24 protein-coding genes and 1 tRNA gene are annotated in these 23411 nt (G+C 44.7%); 15 read left to right on the plus strand and 10 right to left on the minus strand.

Features of this window, described 5'->3' with window-relative positions:
* Window positions 1–2 precede the first annotated feature (2 nt).
* Window positions 3–983 (plus strand): fumarylacetoacetate hydrolase family protein, encoded by a 981-nt coding sequence (locus ACLVWP_RS01305; RefSeq protein ID WP_413559511.1) that lies wholly within the window; start codon window positions 3–5, stop codon window positions 981–983.
* A gap of 75 nt (window positions 984–1058) precedes the next feature.
* On the opposite strand, the gene ACLVWP_RS01310 is transcribed toward ACLVWP_RS01305, so the two are convergent.
* From ACLVWP_RS01310 to ACLVWP_RS01330, 5 genes are all read right to left on the minus strand, one after another.
* Window positions 1059–1598: a superoxide dismutase family protein gene (locus ACLVWP_RS01310; RefSeq protein WP_413559513.1), complete on the minus strand. Its 540-nt coding sequence runs from the start codon at window positions 1596–1598 to the stop codon at window positions 1059–1061.
* Between the two features lie 280 nt (window positions 1599–1878).
* Window positions 1879–2289 carry an OsmC family protein gene (locus ACLVWP_RS01315; protein WP_413559514.1) on the minus strand — a complete coding sequence of 137 codons (411 nt, stop codon included), beginning with the start codon at window positions 2287–2289 and terminating at the stop codon, window positions 1879–1881.
* Window positions 2290–2304: 15 nt separating this feature from the next.
* Window positions 2305–2808: a response regulator gene (locus ACLVWP_RS01320; RefSeq protein ID WP_413559515.1), complete on the minus strand. Its 504-nt coding sequence runs from the start codon at window positions 2806–2808 to the stop codon at window positions 2305–2307.
* A gap of 8 nt (window positions 2809–2816) precedes the next feature.
* The gene (locus tag ACLVWP_RS01325; protein ID WP_413559516.1) at window positions 2817–6227 is read right to left on the minus strand and encodes an ATP-binding protein; all 3411 of its coding nucleotides are present in this window, start codon (window positions 6225–6227) and stop codon (window positions 2817–2819) included.
* A gap of 6 nt (window positions 6228–6233) precedes the next feature.
* On the minus strand, window positions 6234–6542 hold the full coding sequence (locus ACLVWP_RS01330) for an Hpt domain-containing protein (protein WP_413559517.1): 309 nt from the start codon (window positions 6540–6542) through the stop codon (window positions 6234–6236).
* A gap of 96 nt (window positions 6543–6638) precedes the next feature.
* Here ACLVWP_RS01330 and ACLVWP_RS01335 point away from each other — a divergent pair, with 96 nt between their 5' ends.
* Window positions 6639–7559, plus strand: coding sequence for a phosphate/phosphite/phosphonate ABC transporter substrate-binding protein (locus tag ACLVWP_RS01335; RefSeq protein WP_413559518.1), 921 nt, complete (start codon window positions 6639–6641; stop codon window positions 7557–7559).
* A 2-nt stretch (window positions 7560–7561) separates the two neighbouring features.
* On the opposite strand, the gene ACLVWP_RS01340 is transcribed toward ACLVWP_RS01335, so the two are convergent.
* Window positions 7562–8137: a hypothetical protein gene (locus ACLVWP_RS01340; protein WP_413559519.1), complete on the minus strand. Its 576-nt coding sequence runs from the start codon at window positions 8135–8137 to the stop codon at window positions 7562–7564.
* Between the two features lie 171 nt (window positions 8138–8308).
* Here ACLVWP_RS01340 and hmgA point away from each other — a divergent pair, with 171 nt between their 5' ends.
* Window positions 8309–9589 (plus strand): homogentisate 1,2-dioxygenase, encoded by a 1281-nt coding sequence (gene hmgA / locus ACLVWP_RS01345; protein WP_413559520.1) that lies wholly within the window; start codon window positions 8309–8311, stop codon window positions 9587–9589.
* A gap of 32 nt (window positions 9590–9621) precedes the next feature.
* Here the strand turns inward: hmgA and ACLVWP_RS01350 are convergent, their stop codons facing one another.
* The gene (locus ACLVWP_RS01350) at window positions 9622–10149 is read right to left on the minus strand and encodes a hypothetical protein (RefSeq protein WP_413559522.1); all 528 of its coding nucleotides are present in this window, start codon (window positions 10147–10149) and stop codon (window positions 9622–9624) included.
* A 112-nt stretch (window positions 10150–10261) separates the two neighbouring features.
* Here ACLVWP_RS01350 and ACLVWP_RS01355 point away from each other — a divergent pair, with 112 nt between their 5' ends.
* Genes ACLVWP_RS01355 through ACLVWP_RS01365 form a run of 3 tightly spaced genes read left to right on the plus strand, consistent with a single transcriptional unit; the run spans window position 10262 to window position 12415 of the window.
* Window positions 10262–11242 (plus strand): NAD(P)H-quinone oxidoreductase, encoded by a 981-nt coding sequence (locus ACLVWP_RS01355; protein ID WP_413559524.1) that lies wholly within the window; start codon window positions 10262–10264, stop codon window positions 11240–11242.
* A gap of 12 nt (window positions 11243–11254) precedes the next feature.
* Entirely contained in the window at window positions 11255–11950 is a 696-nt protein-coding gene (locus tag ACLVWP_RS01360; RefSeq protein WP_413559526.1) for a hypothetical protein, read from the plus strand.
* Window positions 11951–11980: 30 nt separating this feature from the next.
* On the plus strand, window positions 11981–12415 hold the full coding sequence (locus ACLVWP_RS01365) for a DUF1398 family protein (protein WP_413559528.1): 435 nt from the start codon (window positions 11981–11983) through the stop codon (window positions 12413–12415).
* Here ACLVWP_RS01365 and ACLVWP_RS01370 read toward each other — a convergent pair.
* Entirely contained in the window at window positions 12357–12968 is a 612-nt protein-coding gene (locus ACLVWP_RS01370; protein WP_413559530.1) for a 16S rRNA (guanine(527)-N(7))-methyltransferase RsmG, read from the minus strand. The two genes, ACLVWP_RS01365 and ACLVWP_RS01370, sit on opposite strands and share 59 nt — an antisense overlap.
* A 15-nt stretch (window positions 12969–12983) precedes the next feature.
* Entirely contained in the window at window positions 12984–13637 is a 654-nt protein-coding gene (locus ACLVWP_RS01375) for a hypothetical protein (RefSeq protein ID WP_413559531.1), read from the minus strand.
* Window positions 13638–13732: 95 nt separating this feature from the next.
* On the opposite strand from ACLVWP_RS01375, the gene tpx reads away from it, so the two are divergent.
* From tpx to ACLVWP_RS01400, 5 genes are all read left to right on the plus strand, one after another.
* The gene (tpx, locus tag ACLVWP_RS01380) at window positions 13733–14230 is read left to right on the plus strand and encodes a thiol peroxidase (protein WP_413559532.1); all 498 of its coding nucleotides are present in this window, start codon (window positions 13733–13735) and stop codon (window positions 14228–14230) included.
* 64 nt (window positions 14231–14294) lie between these two features.
* Window positions 14295–15599 (plus strand): DEAD/DEAH box helicase, encoded by a 1305-nt coding sequence (locus ACLVWP_RS01385; protein WP_413559534.1) that lies wholly within the window; start codon window positions 14295–14297, stop codon window positions 15597–15599.
* A gap of 11 nt (window positions 15600–15610) precedes the next feature.
* Complete coding sequence (locus tag ACLVWP_RS01390) at window positions 15611–17335, plus strand: DEAD/DEAH box helicase (protein WP_413559535.1); 1725 nt, start codon at window positions 15611–15613, stop codon at window positions 17333–17335.
* 144 nt (window positions 17336–17479) lie between these two features.
* Window positions 17480–17731 (plus strand): hypothetical protein, encoded by a 252-nt coding sequence (locus ACLVWP_RS01395; protein WP_413559536.1) that lies wholly within the window; start codon window positions 17480–17482, stop codon window positions 17729–17731.
* A 69-nt stretch (window positions 17732–17800) separates the two neighbouring features.
* Window positions 17801–18841 carry an SAM-dependent methyltransferase gene (locus ACLVWP_RS01400; protein WP_413559538.1) on the plus strand — a complete coding sequence of 347 codons (1041 nt, stop codon included), beginning with the start codon at window positions 17801–17803 and terminating at the stop codon, window positions 18839–18841.
* Window positions 18842–18849: 8 nt separating this feature from the next.
* On the opposite strand, the gene ACLVWP_RS01405 is transcribed toward ACLVWP_RS01400, so the two are convergent.
* Window positions 18850–19356 carry a pyridoxamine 5'-phosphate oxidase family protein gene (locus ACLVWP_RS01405; RefSeq protein ID WP_413559540.1) on the minus strand — a complete coding sequence of 169 codons (507 nt, stop codon included), beginning with the start codon at window positions 19354–19356 and terminating at the stop codon, window positions 18850–18852.
* A 218-nt stretch (window positions 19357–19574) separates the two neighbouring features.
* Between ACLVWP_RS01405 and ACLVWP_RS01410 the strand changes: the two genes are divergently transcribed.
* From ACLVWP_RS01410 to ACLVWP_RS01425, 4 genes are all read left to right on the plus strand, one after another.
* Window positions 19575–21176, plus strand: coding sequence for a L,D-transpeptidase family protein (locus ACLVWP_RS01410; protein WP_413559541.1), 1602 nt, complete (start codon window positions 19575–19577; stop codon window positions 21174–21176).
* 32 nt (window positions 21177–21208) lie between these two features.
* Window positions 21209–22507, plus strand: coding sequence for a beta-sandwich domain-containing protein (locus ACLVWP_RS01415; protein ID WP_413559543.1), 1299 nt, complete (start codon window positions 21209–21211; stop codon window positions 22505–22507).
* Window positions 22508–22645: 138 nt separating this feature from the next.
* Window positions 22646–22736: transfer RNA gene (locus ACLVWP_RS01420), tRNA-Ser, on the plus strand.
* 196 nt (window positions 22737–22932) lie between these two features.
* Window positions 22933–23286 carry a four helix bundle protein gene (locus ACLVWP_RS01425; protein WP_413559545.1) on the plus strand — a complete coding sequence of 118 codons (354 nt, stop codon included), beginning with the start codon at window positions 22933–22935 and terminating at the stop codon, window positions 23284–23286.
* The last annotated feature ends 125 nt before the right edge of the window (window positions 23287–23411 follow it).

Below are 23411 nucleotides of genomic sequence, written 5' to 3' on the forward strand. Positions count from 1 at the left end.
TTGTGAAATTAGGTTCTCTGAAATCAGCTCAAAGTATGGATGGCGATCTATGTGTGATCAGCCGCGATTTAAAAACGGCAGTCAAAGCGACAAGCATCGCTCCAAACTTGCGCGAAGCCATGGAAAAATGGTCTTCCAAAGAAGCTGAGCTGAATAAGCTGTATAAAGATTTGAATGAAGGGAAAGCTTCTGGTGCTTTCCCAGTGAATGAACAGGATTTCCATTCTGCACTTCCAAGAACTTGGTTGTTTGCAGATGGTTCGGCTTTCATTTATCACATCAAGCTTGTACGTAAGGCGCGTAATGCTCCTCTTCCAGAAACATTGACGACAGTTCCTTTGATGTATCAAGGGGAGTGTGGTCAGTTCCTGGCTCCGACAGAAAATATCCCACAACGTGATTTCGCACACGGCACTGACTTCGAAGGTGAAGTGGGTGTTGTAACGGATTTCGTTCCGATGGGTGTCACTCCAGAGCAAGCTTTGAAACACATCAAACTTTTTGTTTTGATCAATGACGTTTCATTGCGTGGTTTGATCCCTGAAGAACTTGCTGGTGGTTTTGGATTCTTCCAAAGTAAGCCAGCATCAGCATTGTCGCCATTCGCAGTAACAGCGGATGAGTTGGGTGATGGTTATAAAGAGGGGCGTATCCATTTGCCACTTGATGTGAAGTACAATGGTGAGTTCTTCGGTAAAGCCAATGCAGGTGCGATGCACTTTCACTTTGGTCAGTTGATTGCTCACGCTGCTAAGACTCGTAATCTGCCAGCAGGTGCGATCATTGGTAGTGGGACAGTATCAAACGAAGATCATGGTGCAGGCTCTAGCTGTCTGGCTGAAAAGCGCATGATCGAGCAAATCGAAGCGGGTGCGATTAAGACTCCATTTATGAAGTCTGGCGATACGATCGAAATGCAGATGAATAATTCCAAAGGTGAAAATATCTTTGGAAGAATTTCTCAAAAAGTTCAGTCTGTTTAATTTTATTAGTACAGAACAAAAAAAATGCCGGGCACAAACCCGGCATTTTTATTTTCAATTATTGTAAATCGAAAATTACATTGCTTCGATAACGCCACAAGCGTCACGAGGACCTGCGTTGCCAGCAGGTTGAGATTTCATATCGTCTTTGTTTTTGTGAACGATGATAGATTTACCGATGATGCCTTCAGGGCCGCTCAATGAACCTTTCATAGTGATAGTCGTGTTGCCTTTACCTTTACGGTCAGCCATCAAGTTACCCAAATCACCAACGTGACGTTCTTCTGCAGTAGCAGCGCCATGTTTTTTGCCAGATGGATTAAAGTGACCGCCAGCAGACGTGAAGTCACCTTCACAAGTACCAACTTCGTGGATGTGGAAACCGTGAGGACCTGGTTTCATACCTTCGATCATAGTTTCAACTTTGATTTCGCCATTTTCTTCAGTGAAGTGAACCATGCCTTTAACTTTTGAACCTTTAGCCGCTGTTTTAAGAACAGCTTGAGCTTTAGTTGGCGCTGGTGGCGGCGGAGCAGCTACGACTGGAGCTTCTTCTTTGTGAGCGCAAGCGCCGATAAATAGAACTGCAAGGACTGGTGCGATAAATCTTTTCATGTGGTTTCTCCCTTTTGTGAAAAATTGCATGAAAAGATGGTATCGATTTTTTTACTTATTGATTAGCAAAATGTTGGACGAGCTCGACCGTCACAAATGTGAATGCGTAAATCCACAAAACCATGCGGCCAGTTCTGATTTTCGGCGCAAGTAGCGCCCGAGTACGTGCTGTCATAACGACCTCCTGTCGCATATACAGTATCGATCTTTTTCACTCATAGATCTAATTGATTAAATCTAAGAGTGCGATAGATATTTCTTATAATTATGGTGGGGAGCCCTACGCTATATCATAGTGAAATAACACAGGAATTTGCATACTCGAATGCATACTTTCCTTAACAGGGCAGCCCAGTGCGAAACCCTCGATTTTACTGCGATATTCGTGGGGGATACTCATTGGAAGATGTAGTACCACATTGAGCTTCGCAATTCGGCGTGGGTTGGCAACCATTTCCTTTTCAACAGTGGCCCAAGAGCCCTCAAGCTTGATTCCGTCTTTCTCAGAATGAATAGCCATTGTTGTAAGCATACAACTGCCCATAGCGGCGCCGACTAAATCAGTCGGGGAAAACAGTTCGCCTTTGCCGTGATTGTCTTTAGGTGCATCTGTTGAAATGTGTGCGCGTGAAGGCTCATGAGTGATTTCGCAATGCTTTTCACCATGATATCGAGTCGTAGATTTTACCATGAAACAGTCCTCTAGCTAGCTGGACATTTGCTCGATGATCTTACGCAGTCTCATCTCTGAGGATTTAGACATGTCGTTATAGATCTTACGAAGATGTGTCGATTGAACGGCATCATTTTTAGAAGCCTTCATTTCACGACCGATCTTAATCGCAGAACAAACACTTTCGATGACGAATTTTCTTTTTGAATCTTTAGTGATGAAGTCGAATGCGCCTAGGGACAAGGCTTCCAAAGCGCGCGCGTGATCTCCATGAGCTGTCAGTACCACGAAAGGTGTCATATGACCCAAAGAGCGAACATAAGCTAAAAACTTAAGGCCGTTCATTTGTGGCATTTCGATGTCAGAAAGAATTGTATCGAACTCTTTTGATTTTACGTACTGAAGAGCTGCGGCACCGTTTTCTGCCTCAACGATTTCATCCACGAACTCTTTCAAGAAATGTTTAAGGAGCTCGCGAATATCCGCGTCGTCCTCAACAATCAGCAATCTGCTTTTTTCTTCTTGTTGTTGATTCATCAACATCCTCAGTTCGTGTAACGGTTAATCACGCCAAGCAAGACGTCTTTTTTAAATGGTTTTGTAACGTGATCGTCACAACCTGCATTTAAAGACTTTTGCTTGTCGTCAGAAAGGGCGTGGGCTGTCAGTGCGATAATTGGAATGTGAGAATGCTGAGTTGCGCGTTCCCATTCACGGATAATCGAAGTCGCTGCGTAACCATCCATTTCTGGCATTTGAACGTCCATAAAGACGATATCAAACTCAGCAGATTTTATCTTATCTACAGCTTCAAGTCCATTCTCGGCTTCAATTATTTCAAATGGTTGGTTCTTAAAGAAGTGCGTAAATAAAATGCGGTTGTCTTCGGTGTCGTCCGCCAACAAAATACGCAGTTTTCTATCGCGGATGGCAACTGTTGTTGTGCTAGCACCCATTGGTACTGCTTCTTGATCAGCAAATGAGAGTAAATGTGGATCCATAGAGGATCCTATAGAAGCATTTGTGCTGCTACTTGCCAGAACAAGAGCTGGATTCTGCTCGCGATAAGGCATCGTAAAGAAGAAAGACGTGCCATGTCCTTCGCGGCTCTTAAACCAGATCTGACCACCCATAAGCTCTACAAGGCTTTTCGAAATTGCCAGACCCAAGCCTGTTCCACCATAACGACGCGTAATAGAACTATCGGCTTGTGAGAATTTCTGGAATATCAAATGCTGCTTTTGTATTGCGATGCCGACGCCTGTGTCGATGACGCTAACAAGCAAGCTGTCCTTCTTAGTCGGATTCTTAATGACGGAGACTTTGATTTCACCACGTTCAGTGAACTTGATTGAATTGCTGACCAAGTTAATCAAAACCTGACGTAATTTTGTGGGGTCGCCCATCAAATTGGTATTTACGCCCGCACCAAGCTCAAACGAATAGTTTACGCCTTTGAACTGTGCACGAGGACGCATCATCTCTTCAACATCAGTCATCATCTTTTTCAGACAGAACGAAATGTTTTCGATAGAGACTTCACCGGCTTCGATTTTGGATAGATCCAGAATATCGTTGATCAAGGCCATTAGCACATCACTGGCTTTTTGGAAGATGGTCAGATAATAGCGTTGGTCAGGATCAAGCTTGGTGTCGCGTAACAGTTCCGCCATACCCATAATCGCATTCATCGGTGTACGGATCTCATGCGACATGTGCGCCAGGAATTGCGATTTTGCTAACGATGATTTCAAGGCCTCATCTTTAGTAGCGATCAACTCTTGTTCGGCCTTTTTCATCTCGGTGATATCTTGATTGATACCCCAAGTGCAAAGAGGGCGTTGCTTTTCATCATACTCAGTCAAACCCATAAGGTTCGTCCAAATAAATTCATGAGTGTCAGCGCGGCGAACACGGATTTCAAAATGGAATTTATGAATGCCAGAGCCCATTTGTTTCAAAGCATTTTCTAAGATGTGAACATCTTCGTGATGAACCATGGCTTTGAAGAGGTCATAACTTGGTTGCACTTCCAAGGGATTCAAACCCAAAAGTTTGAATTGCTCATCGGACCAGATCATTTTACCGGTTTTAAAATCCCAACGGAAAGATCCTGTTTTTGAGATCGCTTGGGATGCCTTCAAAAGATCTTCCTTCATACGAAGTTCTCTTTCAGCATCAAGCTTCCAACGGACGTCATCACCAACAATCACATAACGCTCGCGACCCGAATTGCTATTCATTGGTACGATTGTGATTGCTAGTGGAATGCGATCTCCAGAGAGACATTTCAAATAGGCTTCTGTCTTAGGGGAGTCGACTAAATCTTTAAGGTCAATGTCCAGCCACAGAGTCAAATCTGAGCCGATCAAAGAAGCTTCAGGAGTTCCAATCAAATCATTGGCGATAGCGTTGGATTTGCGGATGATCGCCTTCAGACTGCCACCGAAACCAGGAATGATTTCGATCATGAACATGATCTTATTCAATGTGCCTACAACTTTTTCCAGAACGTCTTTTTCTTGGCGCTCGGAATCTACTGTCGTCGCAAGTTTGTTATAGCCATCAAATAAATGCGCATATTCGTCTTGAGCAGAGTAATCGATTTTTTCAATCTTACCGTCTTGGCGAGAAAGTTTTGACTGCAAGAAATTCAACGGGTGTATCAACTGCTTTGAAAAGAAAAATGCCATGATCAGCGACAGCATCAGGAAGAGTGAGCCGATAATAACAAAGATGATCAGATAGTGATTAATCGGTCCTGTTGTTTCGCTGAAATTTGATTTTGCAACAAGAGCCCATTCAACGCCACCAGGCAGTTGCACCTTACCGATGGACATCAAGCTGACAGCACCCACATAGTCAGTGCCAGTTTCGATCATGTCGTCGTTTCTTAGATACTGACGAATTTTATCAGCCGGAAGGCTTACGGACATTGCCGTCGTGCTTTTGCTGGTGATCGTTTGCAAGATATCGGATTTGCCATTGTAGCTAGCAAACTGTTTTTCAAACTCGCCAGGATTTTCGTAATACAAGCGCGAGTTATTTCGCATTAAACCATCTGGTCCATAAGCGACAACCTCACCAGTTTCACGTAAGCCAGTGCGCTTCCATTGATAGTTGTCGCTTAAGATTTGATCGAAATGTCCCAGCGATATTTCAAAAATCAAAGTTCCTACATAATTTTTTTGATCAAAGATGGGAGCAGCAATGTAAGAGACATAGTCAGGAATTGCACCGGAAGCAGGGGCGAAGTCAAAAAATCGAAACGTTTGTGGAGTTGCGGATAAAGACCAGCGATACACATCAGTGAGTCTTGTTCCGCTGAAAATACCTGTATTGAGGTTTGCTCCCAGTTCCATGCCCTTTTGAACGGAGTAAACGACAACGCCGTCTTTATCCAGCAACAGAACGTCAGCCATTTGGAAGCGATCAGCATAATCCGAAAAAAATGTATGGATATCGCCGTGAGTCTTGAAATAGCCATAAGGATCGGGGACTTTGAGTGCTGTTACATTGCGGGGAGTGCTTTCGTTGCGTTCTGCTTCCTGCAAAATCATGGACTGCAACCACAGGGCTGCTGGACTTAATCTGTTTGGAACATTTGATTCCGGGTCGTAGCCAGGCTTTTTCTTGTAGTATTCGGTAACGATACGAATGTCTTTTACCGCAGGAGAATTTGGAGTTTGCTCGCTTAATCTTTTGAAGTTTGAATGAAATGCATTAGCGGCTTCACGAACGCGGACCATTTCGGCAGCAACCAGAAGATTGTTACCAAGATTTTCCAGATCTGTTTTAAGGGCTTGAGCGCGGTTCAAACGAATTTGAATCAAGCGCTCCGAATGACCACTTTGGAGTGAGGAAGTTCCTACTTTATAGCCCATGGTTCCGGCGGCAATCATAGCTCCGGTGACAATGAGTAAAGTAAAGAGGAGTATCCGAACTCTAATCGTCATGCGTTCCTATGACATTGGTACAAAATGAATTTCAATGCTCTCGAAATGAGCTTTCATTTCTTGGGCAAGGTTCGCAAGTGGAGCGGATTCGTTATTTTTGGATAGCTTTTCCATTTGAGCTGCGATCTCGCTTAATTGCATAAAGCCGTAGCTGGATGCTGCACCCTTGATTTTGTGAGTGAGCGCTGCAATAGCAGGAAGATCGTTTTTGGAAATAAGGTCTTCAAGGGCAAGAATGTCCTTTTTGCGGTTCTCAGTGAACTGCGGAATCAAATCTTGAAGGTCAGCGTCGATTTCTACTTTGATTTTTGCCATAGATGAGTCGGTTATCCTTTTTCGAAGGTTCCTTTACAACCAATTTTGGTTTAGCAAGGGCTTTATTGCATAGATTTAATATCGGGAGTAGTCTCAATGTTCATCATCTCCAAGGGAATGAAATTGATGAAGAAAATACTCGTATTTCTAACTATGTTAACCGCACTTTCTTGTACTTCCAAACATGAGTTGGGCAGCGAGAAAAATCCAATTCATTTGGCACTAGTTCCCGGCCAAGACTCAGCGGTTTTAATGGAAAACGGCAGAATTTTAGAGCGCTGGTTGATCGAGCAGACGGGGCTTGTTGTCAAAATTCAAGTACCTTCTAATTTTGTCGCTGTTATCGAAGGCTTAGGCTCACAGCGTGTGGATTTCGCGATCATAAATACATTTGGTTATATTTTGGCTCACGATAAGTACAAAGCGACGGCTGTGTTAATTGGCGAAAGCAATGGTCGCTCTGAGTATTGGGGTCAGATCATTACTAAAGATCCGAAAATAAAAAATCTTAACGATCTCAACGGCAAAAAAATTGCGTACGTTGACCCCGCGTCGACCTCTGGATACGTTTTGCCAGCGGCTCTTTTAAGAAAATCCAATGTTAAACCCAAAGAAGTAGTCTTTGCTGGGAAGCACGACAGTGTTGTGACGATGGTTTATCAGGGGCAAGTGGATGCGGGTGCTACTTTTCATACACCCACAGAAAATGGAAAACCTCAGGACGCTCGTCGTTTGGTTTTAACTCAGTATCCAGATGTTTTTGAAAAGGTAAAGATTGTCGCGATGACAAGTTCCATCCCAAGTGATCCCGTGGTTTTTCGTGCGGGCTTTCCTCTAGAGATGCAAAATAAATTGGTAACAGCTTTAAAAAGTTTTTCTGCGTCACCGGGTGGCAGTGACACTTTGAAAAAGCTTTATCACATCACGAATTTCAAAGACTGCACGGATCAGACATTTGATCCCGTTCGTAAGATCCTGCTCGATCTTGGTAAAGATGCGCAGGATCTCGTTAAATAAATTTAGAAACTAATTGGGAAGCTTAAGCTCACCATGCTGACTTTGTTGGTGTAGTCGTCAAGGCTTGGGATAGAGCCCCAGTTGCCGCTGCCTTTCGCATACTTCAAATCCATATACTCAAAATTTACCGCTACAAAGAAAAGCTTAATACCAAGTCCCACCTTAGGGCCTTTGCCTTCTTCGAACTTCACATCAAAGAGGCCACTTTCCTCGGGATCTAAAACGGCATCAAATACATAGCCTGCCCAAAAGCGTAAACCGAGTATCGGTGTTTGCACGCCAATGACGGCGCCATAGGCTGTGGAAACAGCATCGGCTTCGTAGCCGGTGTTATCGTGTTTGAATTTTGGCTTTGAGTAAGTTCCATCCAGGCCCATAAAGAGCATGTGGTCCGCAAAGTTTAATCCCAGTTTTAAATTTGCACCAAGGCCCTTGGTTGTAGTTTCGGAATCGTCGATATCAACCGTGCCTTTACCAGTTTCATAGAAAACCGCAGGCTCGATATATAATCCGACGGCGAAGGAGTTGATCGAGAAAAGGACGACTGCGGAAGCTAAAAGGAGACGAAAATGCTTCATGGAAACCTCCCGTTAAGATGCCCTTAAGACTACTGCGTCTCCGGCGTAGCGTCGCACTGTGTTTTATCACTCGACTGGCTCTCGGCCCCAGGTGGGCTTAACGGGGATTACAGAGTGCTGACGGGTTGTGTTTCGTTGACTTTGGTAGGTGAAACCTGATTATCATGACCTATGGAAAATCAATATTTGTCAGGATTCGGAAATCATTTTTCTTCGGAAGCAAAAGCTGGTGCTTTGCCTGCTGATCAAAACTCTCCACAAAAAGTTTCTCATGGCCTTTATGCCGAGCAACTGAGTGGCTCAGCATTCACAGCACCTCGCCACCACAATCTTTTTACGTGGTTGTACCGAATTCGTCCTTCAGTAATGCACAAAGCATTTGTGCCGATGAAGGAACTAACAGCTAAAACTTTTGGTAAACCTCAACACACTAATCCAAATCAAATGCGTTGGAATCCACTTCCTGAAATTAAGGGACAAGATTTCATCGAAGGCTTGCGCACAGTTTGTGGCAGCGGTGGAGTTGATGAGCATCGTGGTGTTTATGTGCACTTGTACTCTTTCGATAAAAGCATGGGCACACGCTATTTCATGAACGCTGATGGAGAGATGCTATTCGTTCCTCAAGCGGGTTCTGTGCAGATTAAAACTGAAGTAGGCATCATTGAGGCAGAACCAGGCGAGATCGTCGTAGTTCCTCGTGGTATGAAGTTCCAAGTGAATCCGATCAAAGGTCGCTGCACAGGTTATATCGGTGAAAATTTCGGTAGCCCCTTCCAGTTGCCAGAGTTGGGTCCAATTGGTGCAAATGGTTTGGCGTATCGTCGTCACTTCCAAGCTCCTAAAGCGGCCTTTGAAGATCTTGAAGGCAAGTTTGAAGTCATCGGAAAATTCTCGGGCGAGTTGTGGAGTGCGGAGCTGACTCACTCACCACTTGATGTGGTTGCATGGCACGGGAACTATGTTGCTTACAAGTATGATTTGCGTAAGTTCAATGTGATCAACACCGTGAGCTTCGATCATCCAGATCCATCGATCTTTACAGTTCTAACTTCTCCGAGTGAAATTCCAGGCACAGCGAATATCGACTTTGCAATTTTCCCGCCTCGTTGGATGGTGGCTGAACACACGTTCCGTCCTCCATACTTCCATCGCAATATCATGAGCGAATACATGGGATTGATCTATGGTGAGTACGATGCAAAAACGGCTGGTGGCTTTGTACCAGGCGGTGGAAGCTTGCATAACGTTTATTCTGCCCACGGACCTGATGTGGACGCTTTTGAAAAGGCGAGCCATGCAGAGCTTAAGCCGATTCGTTTGTCACAAACGATGGCGTTTATGTTTGAATCAAGAGCTGCCTATAAGGTCACTGACTATGCGATGGGTAAAGACTTCTTGCAGTCAGATTACCAAGATTGCTGGCAAGGTTTCAAAAAGCATTTCAAATAGATTTAAAAAGAAAGGGCTACGAGAGAGCCCTTTTATTTTTCTAGATTAGATAGAATCGTTTCGATTCTGCTGGCCATTTCTTGTTGTTCGGGATTCTGGCGCATTTCCTCAAACTGAGTGAATGGAATGCGGTCGTTGTCTGCAAGGCCGATGCTCGAGAAGTAATTGTCGGGATTGTTAAAGTGAAGAATCCAACCCTCGTTGTCTCTTTCAACGGTCACTTCAGAATGAAGTTCTGTGATATTTTGCTCTAACATTTCTAAAGATTCTTCAGTCAGTTCTAAGTTCACATTACGTGGTGGAACTGGCGGAACATCTGCCGGCGCTGCCAATGGAGTTCCAGAGGGAATTTGCCCATTGAAATCATTAGTGGCTTGTTCGGGTATTTTTGGCATATCAGCGGGAGCGGGCTCGCCCATTGCCTGATCATTGTTTTCGTTTTCTGAAACAGTTTGTGCGATCTCGACAGGTGCTGGTGCGGTCTTAGGAGATGTGAGTTTGAAAACTCCCCAGCCCACCAAAATACCTAATGCAAATGCTATAATAAGATCCTTGTTCATGAGCCGAATATTAGACTCATGCAAAAAAAAGGCAATAGGCATTGCGGGATTCGCCTTTTTTACAAATAGACAAAGGCAAACCTGGGTAGCATCGTTATACCCAGAGGTATAAATGAAGGCAGTTGAGACAAGCCAACCTGGAGGACCCGAGGTCCTAATCGTGACCGATCGCCCGGTTCCTAAGGTGGCAGATAGTGAAGTTTTGATCAAAGTACATGCGGCAGGTGTGAATAGACCTGACTGCGCTCAACGCCAAGGAACTTATCCTCCGCCTCCAGGGGCTTCTGATATCTTAGGACTCGAAGTCGCAGGCGAAATCATCGAGGTCGGCCCCAAAGTGACTCGTTGGCAGAAGGGTGACTTCGTTTGTGCTTTGGTTTCAGGGGGAGGCTACGCCGAATACGTGAATGCTCCCGAGGGGCAGTGTTTGCCGATTCCTTATGATCTGGATATGACCCATGCAGCGGCATTGCCCGAAACATTCTTTACTGTCTGGACGAATGTTTTTGAAAGCGGTGAGCTTAAATCCGGTGAAACGATTTTGATTCACGGTGGTTCCGGTGGAATTGGAACCACCGCGATTCAGCTGGCTCATCAAATGGGCGCTAAAGTGCTGACAACCGTGGGTAAGCATTCAGCGGTACAGCCTTGTCTGGATCTGGGAGCTGATCGAGTCATCCAGTATAAGAGTGAAGATTTTGTTTCTATCGTTAAGGAATTCACTCAAGGCCGTGGCGTTGATGTGATTTTGGATATGGTGGGCGGAGATTATTTTCAGCGCAATTTAGAGTGTCTGGCAGTGCAAGGTCGCTTGGTACAAATTGCGACTCTTCAAGGTGCCGATGTGTCTTTTGATTTACGCAAAATGATGTCACGTCGACTTAAAATCACGGGAACAACTTTAAGACCACGTTCGGTTGCAGAGAAAACAAGAATCGCGCAGAGTCTTGAAAAAGAGGTTTGGCCACTTTTAAATAAAGGCCGTCTGAAACCTGTGATTTTTAAACAGTTTAAATTAGAGCAAGTTCGTGAAGCTCACGAATTGATGGAATCAAGCGCACACACCGGAAAAATTGTCTTAAACGTCCTGTAGGACGGAGGCTATATGGTTTTTTCACCCGCTGGCGGATTGTCTGTTCTTCTTTTTATGGCAGTTATTATTGGTATCTGCATGATGGTCGTAGGAGCGGTCGGCGTTGCGAGTGAGCGCTTGGAGTTTTCAGTAAATCGTGAGGTTTTGAAATCCAGTTTTCTGTTGTTATTGTGGTTGGGGTTTGGAACGGCGGTAACGTATTCGCGAATTTTGCAGTATCGTCCTTACCCAATAGCTTTAACTTATTTCATTTTGGTATTGATAGTTTCTTTTGCGATTTCCCTTTCTCACTATGGAAATCGGCTTGCGCTGGGGCTTTCATTGTCAGCACTGGTTTTGTTTCAAGGATTCCGATTGCCGCTGGAAATAATTCTGTATCAATGGGCTCAACAAGGGACTATGCCATACACCATGACGTGGACTGGCTATAACTATGATGTCTTCGCGGGAGCGATGGCAGTGTTAGTGGCACCCTTTGCGAACAAAAATAAACCCTTAGTTTGGATGTTCAATATTGTCGGTTGGATTTTAGCGATCAACGCAGTCTATGTGGGAGTTATGTCATCTCCGTTGCCATTTTCTTGGGATATCGAGCCGCGCTTACTCCTCCTCTATGAAATTCCTTATTTTTTGGTGATGCCTGTCTGTGTGGGCGCAGGCCTTGGTGGCCATGTGATTTTGACGAAAGCCTTGTTGTACAAGGCTTAGATCATCAGAATTGAAATCAGGAGGACCACCATGGATCCACACGAATCTGGTTTTTCTGAAGAGGCTATTCAAGCGGGTGCGATGAAATTTTCTGAATTTATCGCAAGCCTAGAAATCATGGATGTTGAATATTGCAGAGTGGATCTATTAGAAAACAGAATTACTTTTTCAATTCAAAATGGTGAAGTTCTTGAGGACCATCTGGAGCTTTCTCACAATACAGTCTCGGATAAATTCGACGATGGTGGAATTCGGGCTGCCATTATGGAAAATCAACAGAAGGAATTGGGTTTTCTAGAGTTTGTGTCTAAGCTCATGGATAGCGGAGTCGTAAGCTACACCGTTTATCCCATCGGCAAAAAGACGATTTACGTGGGACGACACGGTGACAGCTATTACGAAAATATTAAATCAATACCAGATGGCGTTCGACATCAAGGACCGGAGACTTCAACGGTTCAATAGTCACTTTTAAGTCTTTGAATTTCTTGCGAGCTAAAACAAGCTCTTCGTCGATTTTTTCTTTACGTGCTTTCAGAAGGAAGTACTTTCCTTTTTTAGCATAGTAAGTGCGGCTGACATCGAGGATAACGTCGACAGGTTTAAAACCACGAGCTGTCACAACGTCGATAGCTCCCAAATCTTTGGGAATCTCGCCATGAACATTTAGATTGGGAGCGATTTTTTTGCAGCTGTTTAAGAAGTTCTGCTTAAGATTACTTTTTTCGTACAAGTGGAATTGAACTTCAGGGAATTGGATCGCATAGATCACTCCCGGTAAACCACCACCAGAGCCAAAGTCTGCGGCAGTTTTAATACCTGTGGGAAATTGCTTAAGTGGAAGTAAGCAGTCGATAACGTGATTATCAAGCAACTCATCAAATGTCATTTTACGGCTGATAAGGTTCAACTCTTCGTTGGAGCTCCAAAGAAGGTCAATGTAAGCCTTAAGCTGATCAATCGCTTCTTTGCGAAAGCCAAGATCTAGGATGGTAGGGATGCGCTGTTCAAATGACATGCCCCCTTGTATACCTTATTGGCTGTTTTTGGGTAGTTCCTTTTGAACGAATAGAAAGAAATCCCTGTCGTTGTATTTACGTAGGAAAAAGTACAACTGCTTGGGATCTTTCATCTTTCTGTGGATTTCACGAACCGATACCGGGGTGATGCACTCAAGGGAAATGCGCTTTTGTTGGTCGCAATAGTCAGGGACCACTTCATCCCCATTGAACGGCATAACCGTCACAGTCAGATAGTTCTTATTCAGGGGTTTGATCTTTTCAGCAAAGAATGGATTTGGGATCAACTCATTTGCAGAGTCGTGGGGCATCTTGATCCAGCAAGGTCGGCTGCATTTTGCGATTTCCTCAGCAGAAGCCTTTGTTCCATCTTGAATAACTTGGGGAGGGAATTGCAGCTTTTTGTAGTACTCCTCCACAAAGTGGGTCATCAAAAGCTGGTTGTCGCCAGTTTCGGGCAAAACACCCCAAACGATGTAATCGACGTTTTGAAGTTCGGGAAAGATTCTTAAAACCGTGTGGCTTGCGATGTTTCGTTGATCGGCGCTGATAACGGTCGGGCGAATCAGGGGTTCTGAACGCAGACTGACTCCTTTGCGGACCAAATAGATCATGCAAAAAGTGATAACGATAGAAACAAGACCGAGAATCGCAAAAATCTTTTTCATAATTAGGCGCAGACTAGGTCTTCACGGCCCTTGAAGTCAAGACGTGACGACACTTGGGGAGCCAGGTAAAAACTAATGCATCAAAGGAGTATCCCATGGCGTCTATTACACTTAAAGGCAACCCTGTTCACACATCTGGTCAAGTTCCTGAAAAAGGCACAGCGGCTAAGGACTTCAAATTGGTTCGCAACGATCTTTCTGAAGTAAGCTTGCAAGACTTTGCAGGCAAAAAGAAAGTTCTAAACATCTTCCCAAGCATCGACACGGGAACTTGTGCAGCTTCAGTTCGTCACTTCAATCAAGATGTAGCAAAACTTAACAACACTGTGGTTTTGAATATCTCTGCGGATCTTCCATTTGCTCAAGCTCGCTTTTGTGGAGCTGAAGGCATTAAAAACTGTGAAACGCTTTCTGCGTTCCGTAGCTCTTTCGGTCAAGACTGGGGTCTGTCCATCACGGATTCTCCTCTAAAAGGTCTTCTTTCACGAGTGGTCGTCACTTTGTCAGAGGATAACAAGGTTCTTTACGCTGAGCAGGTTTCTGAGATCGCTCAGGAGCCAAACTACGAAGCGGCTCTGGCTTCTTTGCGCTAGTATTTTTTATAAATTTAGCGGTCCCGATGCGTATTGGGGCCGCTTGTGATAGACCTTCGGGTCTATGAAATTCCAAACATCGACGCTTCGTCAAAATTCCTTTCAAGAAATGAATCTGTCTCCGGTGCTTTATAAGGCGCTTGAGAAAATGAATATCAAAAAACCAACTCCGATCCAGTCTCAGGGAATTCCTGTGGTAGTGGGTGGTTCTGACCTGATTGGGATTGCACAAACGGGGAGCGGTAAGACTTTGGCTTACGCTTTGTCGGTGTTGTCTGGTTTGGATAAAAAGCCAACAGCGCGCGCCTTGATCTTGGCGCCTAGCCGCGAGATGGCTCAGCAAATCTATAAAGTTTTTTTGGAATTGTGTTCTGAACTTCCGATGTCTGTGTGTCTTGCGATTGGTGGGACTACGGGTTCTAAGCAAGAAAACCAACTTAAGAAAAATCCCAAAATCATTATCGCAACCCCAGGTCGTATGAATGATCACCTTCAAAAGAACAAACTTCTTTTGAAGGATGTGGAATTTGTGGTGATCGACGAAGCGGACCGCATGTTGGACATGGGGTTTGCCCCGCAGCTTAAGATCATTCAATCCACTTTGCGTGGGGCTCGCCAAACTTTGATGTTTTCAGCAAGCTTTGGTCATAACGTTGATTTGATTGCACAACTGTTCTTGCATCCTAAAGCTGTGATGGTTCGATCGGAGCAAGCGGAATCACCGGTTGAGAGCTTAAAACAAAAAGTTCTATTCTTAGATCGCACAATGAAAAATGATCGCCTGCTAGATGAGCTCAACGCTACTCGTGGTGGGGTGATCGTGTTCACTGGTAGCCAAGAGAGCTGTGAAAATGTCGGTGAGTATTTGAAGTCCTATGGTTTTGATACAGATCTTATTCATGGTGGTTTATCTCAAGGTCAGCGCAACCGCGTGGTTCGTGCCTTCCGTGAAGGGGAAATCCGCATCATGGTTGCAACGGATTTATTAGCACGTGGTCTTGATGTTCCTCATGTTGATCACGTTGTGAATTTTGATTTGCCATTCCAAGCTGAAGATTTCCTGCACAGAATCGGACGCACGGCTCGTGCGGGTCGTAACGGAGAAGCCATCACGTTTGTGACGCCATCAGATCACCGTATGTACAACAAGGTTAAGCAGTACATGCAAGGTGCCAAAGAGGAAACTTTGGACCCGTCGTTTAAGTTTATTGATCGCTCTAAAAGGTTTGCTAAAGGATCTGAGGGCAATCGTGGTGGGAAACCTGCTCGTCCTGTTAAAGGTGGTAAGCCCGCGCAATCATCCGGCAGAGCGTCTGGAAAGAAGCCCGCAGGAAAATCTGCTATAAATTCATTTAAAAAACGGAGATAATTCCGTTCACTATGTATCAACTGCGCCCGTACCAAAATGAAGCCGTGCAGGCCACGCTTCAACACTTTCGTAAGGAGAAATCACCAGCGGTGATAGTTCTGCCAACGGGTGCGGGTAAAAGCTTAGTGATCGCTGAATTAGCAAGGTTAGCTCGAGGGCGTGTGCTAGTCATGGCTCACGTCAAAGAGCTCGTTGAACAAAATCACGCCAAGTACATTTCCTTTGGGCTTGAGGCGGGGATATTTTCAGCCGGCCTTGATCGCAAAGACTCCACTCAAAAAGTTATCTTTGGCAGTATTCAGTCTATTGCTCGTGCTGAGGAAGACTTCTTTCAGAATTTCTCATTAGTAGTTATTGACGAGTGTCACCGTGTTTCGATGGAAGGTGAGACACAGTATTTCCAAGTCGTATCAAAGCTTAAAAAATTGAATCCGGAAATCTGTGTCTTAGGTTTGACAGCAACTCCCTATCGTTTGGGGTTGGGCTGGATTTATAATTACCACCAGCATAAGAAATTACAGCAAACGACTGAGGAGCGCTTTTTTAAGAAATGTATCTATGAGCTTTCGATTGGATACATGATTAAGAATAAATATCTGACGCCGCCATTGAAAATTGACTCGCCTGTGGCTTGTTATGATTTCTCAAGCCTTAAACTTCACGGCACAAGCTACGTGACGGCTCAGATTGAAGCCTTATTGAAAGATCAAAAGCGCATCACACCTTTGATTATTAAAAATATTGTGGATATGTCTGTGGAACGTCAGGGAGTGATGATCTTTACCAGCTCCGTGAACCACGCCATCGAAATTATGAAGAGCTTGCCTCCCTATATTTCGGCCTTAGTCGTTGGCGATACAGAAACTGAAGATCGTGATGAGATCATCGAGGCCTTTAAGGCTCGTAAGCTTAAATACCTGGTGAACGTCTCAGTTCTGACGACGGGATTCGATGCTCCTCACGTGGATGTAATTGCTATCTTAAGACCGACTGAATCTGTCAGTTTGTACCAGCAGATCATTGGGCGGGGTTTGCGTTTAAGTGATGGCAAGACAGACTGTTTGATTTTGGATTACACCGGTCAGGATCATGACCTGTATGCGCCAGAGATTGATGATGATAAACCATCATCGTCTTCGGTGATGGTGGAAGTCCCGTGCCCTGAGTGCGGAACCGTGAATAACTTCTGGGGAATTAAGAACGCAGAAGGGGAGATCGAAGAGCACTTTGGCCGCCGCTGTAAGGGAGCTTTCCAAGATCCTGTGAGTGGTGAAATCGAAGCTTGTGGCTTTCGGTTCCGCTTTAAGCGTTGTCCTGATTGCGGGCATGAAAACGATATCGCAGCTCGCAGCTGTGAAGGTTGTCAGACCTTGTTGGTTGATAACGATAAGAAGCTTAAAGAGGCGATGTCTTTAAAAGACGCCCATGTTTTAAGGGTGGACTCGGTTACGTATACCAAAGGCTACGATAAAAAAGGCAATGAGCGTCTTGAGGTGAAGTATTACGATGTCGATGCCAAGGCGTTGACAGAGTATTTCTATTTAAACTCTGCCTCTGACAGCCGGGCGTTCTATTTCAACTTTACTCGTATGCATCTGCGTGTTCCAGGTAAGAAACTCTATGTAAAGACGGCCGACGAAGCTATCAAAATGAAAGACTCATTTAGAGCCCCTATGTTTGTGATTGCTCGTAAGCAGAAGAGTTTTTGGGCCATTCGCGAGAAGATCTTCGAGTAAAAAATACCCCATCTCGCTGTCTAAATTTTTGACGAATAGGAAGATTCGCCAACCTCTGACCTCATTACTCTCAGCTAACTTGCGTTTAGGCAAAGCCGGGGGTATTCCTCTTCGGTCATTTACTGAATCTGTAAAGGGGTTTTTATGAAAATGTTAATCGCTTCTCTTTTGATGGTTTCTTCTGCTGCGATCGCGTCTTCTGGCGATAAAATTTATGACAAAGTATTGTCTGAATGCGTGAGCGAAAAAGTTAAGTACAACCACACGACTCAAGCTTATGAGCAATGTTCTGAGACGCAAGTCTGCACTCCAGGTTATAAAACTGATTATAACACGGGTGTTACAAAGTTCTGGGCTTCTTGCCAAGAAGTAGCTCCTGCGCAATCTGGCAACTAGTTTCAGTCTTTTTACATCGGCATCAAGCATGACCTTGCTGATGCTATATATGACTGATAGCCTTTGAGTATGACCCAAGCTCAAAAGGTTTTTGGGGACCTTGTAAGACAAGGTCCTTCTTTTTTTTCTGAAGTAGCGTTGTTGAACACTCAACATCTCGCAGAAGTCTATGTGCTTGCAGCCTTTGCTGGTACGGCCCTGCCTTTCATCTCTGAGTCCCATTGGCTTTACCGTAAGCAGCAGGGGGCGGCTCCGATCTTTCCGATCTTTTTAGAATCTTTGTTTCGCAAAGAGCTTTCCTGCATCAACTTTTTTAGATCGCATATTGAGCACGTCGAGCTTAAGGGTTTCAAGGAGTTGTCCGGTACGCTTGATCACCTTGAAAAGTCAGTCATCAAAGACATCAGATCCAGATCTAATGATGAGCAAAGGGAGTTTTCTCGCTTTGCATTGGTGCTGATGTCTGCATTGTTCGCAGAGGAAGAGCGTTGGCAGCCAACGGGAATATCTCTGTATAGAACCTTTGATCGGTTGGACGAAGTTTTTGATCTTAATTACGAAGCTGACTCTGGAATGAAGATCGCAACGATCGATGGTGGCGAACGCCTTTATGAAGGTGCTGGCGTCGGCGTTCAATCCGGGTATTCAACAGTACTGACAGCTCTTAATCATTTGCAAATCACGGGGTCTTCGAAATTTATCGATCTAGGATCAGGTTACGGGAGAGTCGGCTTGGTCGTGGGGTTGCTAAGGCCCGATGTGGAATTCATTGGCTACGAGTATGTCCCTCACCGAGTCGATATTTCAGCAAAAACTGCAGAACGCTTTAATATTGGTCATCATGTTCAGTTTAAGGTTCAGGATTTGTCGCTAAAGGAATTTGAAATACCGGAAGCACAAGTTTACTACCTTTACGATCCATTCAGCGAGCAAACATACGGTCATGTCCTGAATCAATTGATTCAGATCGCAAAAAAATCACCGATTGTGATTGTGACGAAAGGAAATGCGCGCAAGTGGTTGCACGAGGTTGCTCGTCGGGAGCAATGGAGTGAGCCGCGCGAATTCGACGCAGGAAACCTGTGTCTGTATCACACGGCTCGAGATTAGTTACGAAATTAATGTCTTAAATTCAGTTCGCCGTGTTCGCCCATTTTTACGTGGTGAGAACCGGTTGCTAACTTCACGAAATTAATGATTTTCGCCACAGGATTTGAATGACCTTCCCAGTATTCAGCCTGTTCAAGCTCTACTTTTAAAAGCTGAACATTTGGATCATTCGGTCCTTGCGGAAACCAAACCTCATAAGCTTTTGACCAAAGCTCGCGAACTTTTTCGGGTCTATCATCGACTAGTTCAGCAATACCAGTCACAGAAATGAATTTATTGCCGCTTGCATAGTTTAGGTTCACGCGATTTTCATTTCTGATATCAGATGCCTTTTGCGAGTTTCTGGAAATAATAAACCACAAGCTGCCATCGGCGCTAATTTCCTGAGTCATTAAAGGCGCGCTGTGAAGACTATTGCCTCCCGAAACTGTAACAAGCATCGCAGTTTTAATATCATTAATAAGATCCCCAAGCTTTTTTACTTCGGGGCTTGAGTTTTGCGTATTGTCTTCCATGTTGAGCCTCCTATTTTTACTCAAGAAAATTATCTCGCAGTTTAACAACGCTCCCAAGTTGTGTCTTTACAGGGAATTATTTTGAAGTTTGTTAGTTGAGTGTGCGTCCGAGTGTTCCCCGACTTTTGTTGCTTGTGATTTTGCACGTAAATCCAAATTATTTTCCCTTCCAATTTGGAGCGACCTAGTCTGAGGTCCTTCACTGAGGGGATAACAACATGGAAGTCGTTCGTCGATTCGCGAAACGTATCGTATTCGCGTCGGTGCTGCCTACTCTTGCCTGGGCTCAACTTTATACGAGTGCGAAGCCTAAGCCAGTGGACCCACTGACGTACAACACGGTTATATCTGAAATTTCAATCGCAGACATGCGCACTGCTATTAAGCAGAGCTGGCGTCATGGTCTTAATCCAAAACTGTATTGGACGGACTCGCTGGAGACGAGTTATTCGAAAGGTGTGAATGTTCGCTCGGCGGCGAACCAAGCGTACCTTCGGTTGCTGAATCATCTGTACGTGGGAAGTGTGAATCCACAATACGTTAGCTATGACATCAAGTTCGTTAAAAAGGAATTCCTGACACCCAAACAATTGCGGGCGATTTCTCTCGCAACAGGTAAGGACGCTCGCAGTCTGATGGATGAGGTGGCACCGCAGAATGCTCCCTATCAATCTGTGCGTGAAGGCTTAGTTAAAATATATCCGGCATGTACAGACGGAAGCTGGAGAGACATTACTCCCGTGAATGTGCCGCTACGAATGTATTCTAAGAATCCTGTGATTGCTCAGATCAAAGAGCGCATGGCGATTCTTGGCTATCGTATCAATAATATCAATGACACTTTCGATGGGGATTTACTGAATGCCATTACGGATATTCAGTGGAATCTAAGAATCAAACCTGATGGAGAAATTTCTCCGAAAGGTAAGGTATGGGCGTTCTTAAGTGTTCCTTGCTCTGAGCGGGTTCGTCAGTTGCAAGTGGATATGGAAAAGATGCGCTGGTTTCCTCAGTACTTTGAGGATCGCTATATCTTTGTGAACTTAGCGATGTCGTACTTTATCATGATGGACACCTCCAATCCTGATTATCATCGTGTGATGAGCTTCAGAACGATCAATGGTCGTCCAACTCGCAAGTCACCAACGATGCAGGATAAAGTCGTGAAGGTGATTCTAAATCCGTTCTGGACGGTGCCGCCAACGATCTTTAGCGAAGACAAGGTGAATGACCTGAAGGTCTTAACTAAGGCGCAGATCCGCGAGTATTTCGATTCACATCACTACGAGGTATGGACCAGTGATTTCCGTCGCCGAATTGATCCAACGACAATTGATTGGATGGGATTAAGCCAAGGACGAGTGAATTACGATATTAGTATTCGTCAGCTGCCTCATTTGGGAAATGCCTTGGGCGTGGTGAAGTTTGATTTAACCAATGGATTCTTGATCTATTTGCACGACACAAATCAACGTGAACTTTTCGATGTACCTATGCGACAGCTAAGTTCGGGTTGCATGCGTTTAGAAAAACCGTTCGATCTGGCGGAGTACCTTTTAGAGGACACGGCCTGGGATCGTAAGACAATCGAATCGATGGTGGCTCGGCCGGGTGAGGTTATGAGCAAGTCGACAGAGATTCCAATTCCAAAATCAAAGCAAGTATCAGTGTACACCGCGTATCTAACCTCAATGATGAGTTCTGATGATGTCGTTCGCTTTGTCGACGATATCTATGGTCAGAACACGGCGATCAAATCATTTTTGACGCCGCTATTTGCGGGGAATGAGAGCAGTCAGCATTGGGGCCGAGATTACTAAAAACAAAACTGAAGGATCGAAAGGGGTTCACGATGAATTACGGTAAGGTATTACTTCTCATTTTAGCGAGTGCTCAACTGGCGACGGCGGCGCCGGATAAAGACAAGGGCAAAGGACAGCTTCCTAAGCCACCAGCTCCTCCAACACAACCGACTCAGCCGCCATCTGAAACGCAGTATTCAGGTTCCGGTAAAGTGGACTCTGTCACTCGCCAAGCGGGTGGGGATGTCTATCGTTTGGAACTGGTTAAATCATTGCCACTGGTGCGTTTGGATTTAAAAACTCGCCTGGGCCGTTCAAAAATTTATTCTACGACTTTAGTGACTGATAAAAACGATCGCGTTCCGGTTCGTCAATTGTCTGGTGTGAATTTAGATGATGGCAGAGATGTTGTAAGTTCTGAGGTTTTGAATGTTCAGAACAATATTATAGCTATTGAGATTCTAGCAGAGGCCATGGGGGGTGAGTCAGCTTTGGATATTACAGCTTACTCAACTAAAGAAGCACCTCGCTTGGCTTTGGCGAATCGTGTTCCGGAATTTTCATGTAAACGTAGCCTCGATTCACTTCTTAAAGACAAGTTAGATCCTGTGCAATTGTGGGTAGGTCGTGCAGAAAGTGCTGCCGCAGGTTCTGTTCAAGAGAAATTCGCGGGCAATCAGTTGAAAGAACAAGTTCGTGATTTCGTGGCGACGATCAAGTCGGGTGGATCTTACACAAGTTTGAACTACCTTCTGACATTGATTAATTTCTTTGCGGATCAATACAACTCAGTTCGTGTGGGTGGTGTGTCTGAGCCTGCGTATCGTGATTTACTGCAATCAACTTATGACGTGCTTTTGATCTCGATTCAAAATGAACTTCCTTGTCGTAAGTTCCCAAGCGATGCCTTGATCAGAATCGCGACGGACTTTAGCAAAAAATTGTCGTCAATGCCTGGTGATGCCAGAGCTCGCGGTATCTTTGAAAAGATGACGATCAAAGTTCGTGACTATGCTCCAGATCAATATCGTAAAGAATTGTCTGCTGCGAACCTGTCATTCCGTGATGCTGATAACGAAGGTATCAAATACTATCGTCAGTACTTGGCGGCAAAGGACGGCGAGTTCTTGAAAGACACGAATAAGAACATGAGTGCCTACGCATTCATGATTGCCGAAAACGCTTTGAAAAACGAAGTGAAGATGATGGACGTTGAACAACGCTTCCAACTGATCGTTGAGTATCAAGCGAAGTACAACTCAAACGGCGAGTATCCTCAGGCGGTGGCCAGCAGATACTTGAACATCTTGGCAGAGAATACTCTCTTGCATCGTATGTTGTTCCAATAGACCCAAGGTTTATCCGTTAAATGAAGGCTGCGGTTGGAGACAATCGCAGCTTTTTCATATAGTTAATGCGCCACAGCTCATCCTTGCTTTAGCAGGAATCGGCGTGTTATGTTGGCTCCTCTTCAGATCGTTCCCGATGGACAGGTGGCCGAGTGGCTGAAGGCGCACGCCTGGAACGCGTGTGTAGGTCAAAAGCCTACCGAGAGTTCGAATCTCTCCCTGTCCGCCATTTTTGCGAAGCAAAAATCCTCCATTTTCGATTTTCCAATTTCGCCGCGATGTGTGCAGCACGAGCCAAATTTTTCCTACGCAAAAACGAAAATCGACAATCGAAAATAGAAGAATTCGATAATCGAACCTCGATGAGCTTCATAGCTACCACAGCGACCACCAAGTATTGGCACTTTCTTGCAATAGCTCCCTATATGGCATTTACATTCGAAAATTTAGATGTTTACAAACGAGCACTTAAATTCGCAACTGACATTGATGCAGTTCTGTCCAGAGAAAGGTCCATTAACCGTGGACTTGTAGATCAACTATCTCGGGCATCCCTTTCTATTTCACTTAATATTGCCGAAGGAAATGGACGGTGGCACCAAGCGGACAAACGACAATTCTTTTGGATTTCACGAGGGTCGGTCTTTGAATGTGTGCCTTTGATTGAAATTCTCAAAAGTAAGGACTGCATTTCGAATTCCGAATACGCAACCTATCGTAACGATTTAGAAGCGTTAGGAAAAATGCTAACAAAACTCGTCCAAGCTCACGAATCTTAGGCTCTTGCGCGCCATTTTTGCGCTAACAAAACTCTCTAAAATTTCCAATTTTAAAACAGAACAGTCTCCATTCATCGAATTGGAGTCGGCCAGAAGTTTAACGAGCTATCGGAATTTCGACGAAT

The organism is Bdellovibrio sp. HCB209, from assembly GCF_047306065.1.
GTDB lineage: Bacteria > Bdellovibrionota > Bdellovibrionia > Bdellovibrionales > Bdellovibrionaceae > Bdellovibrio.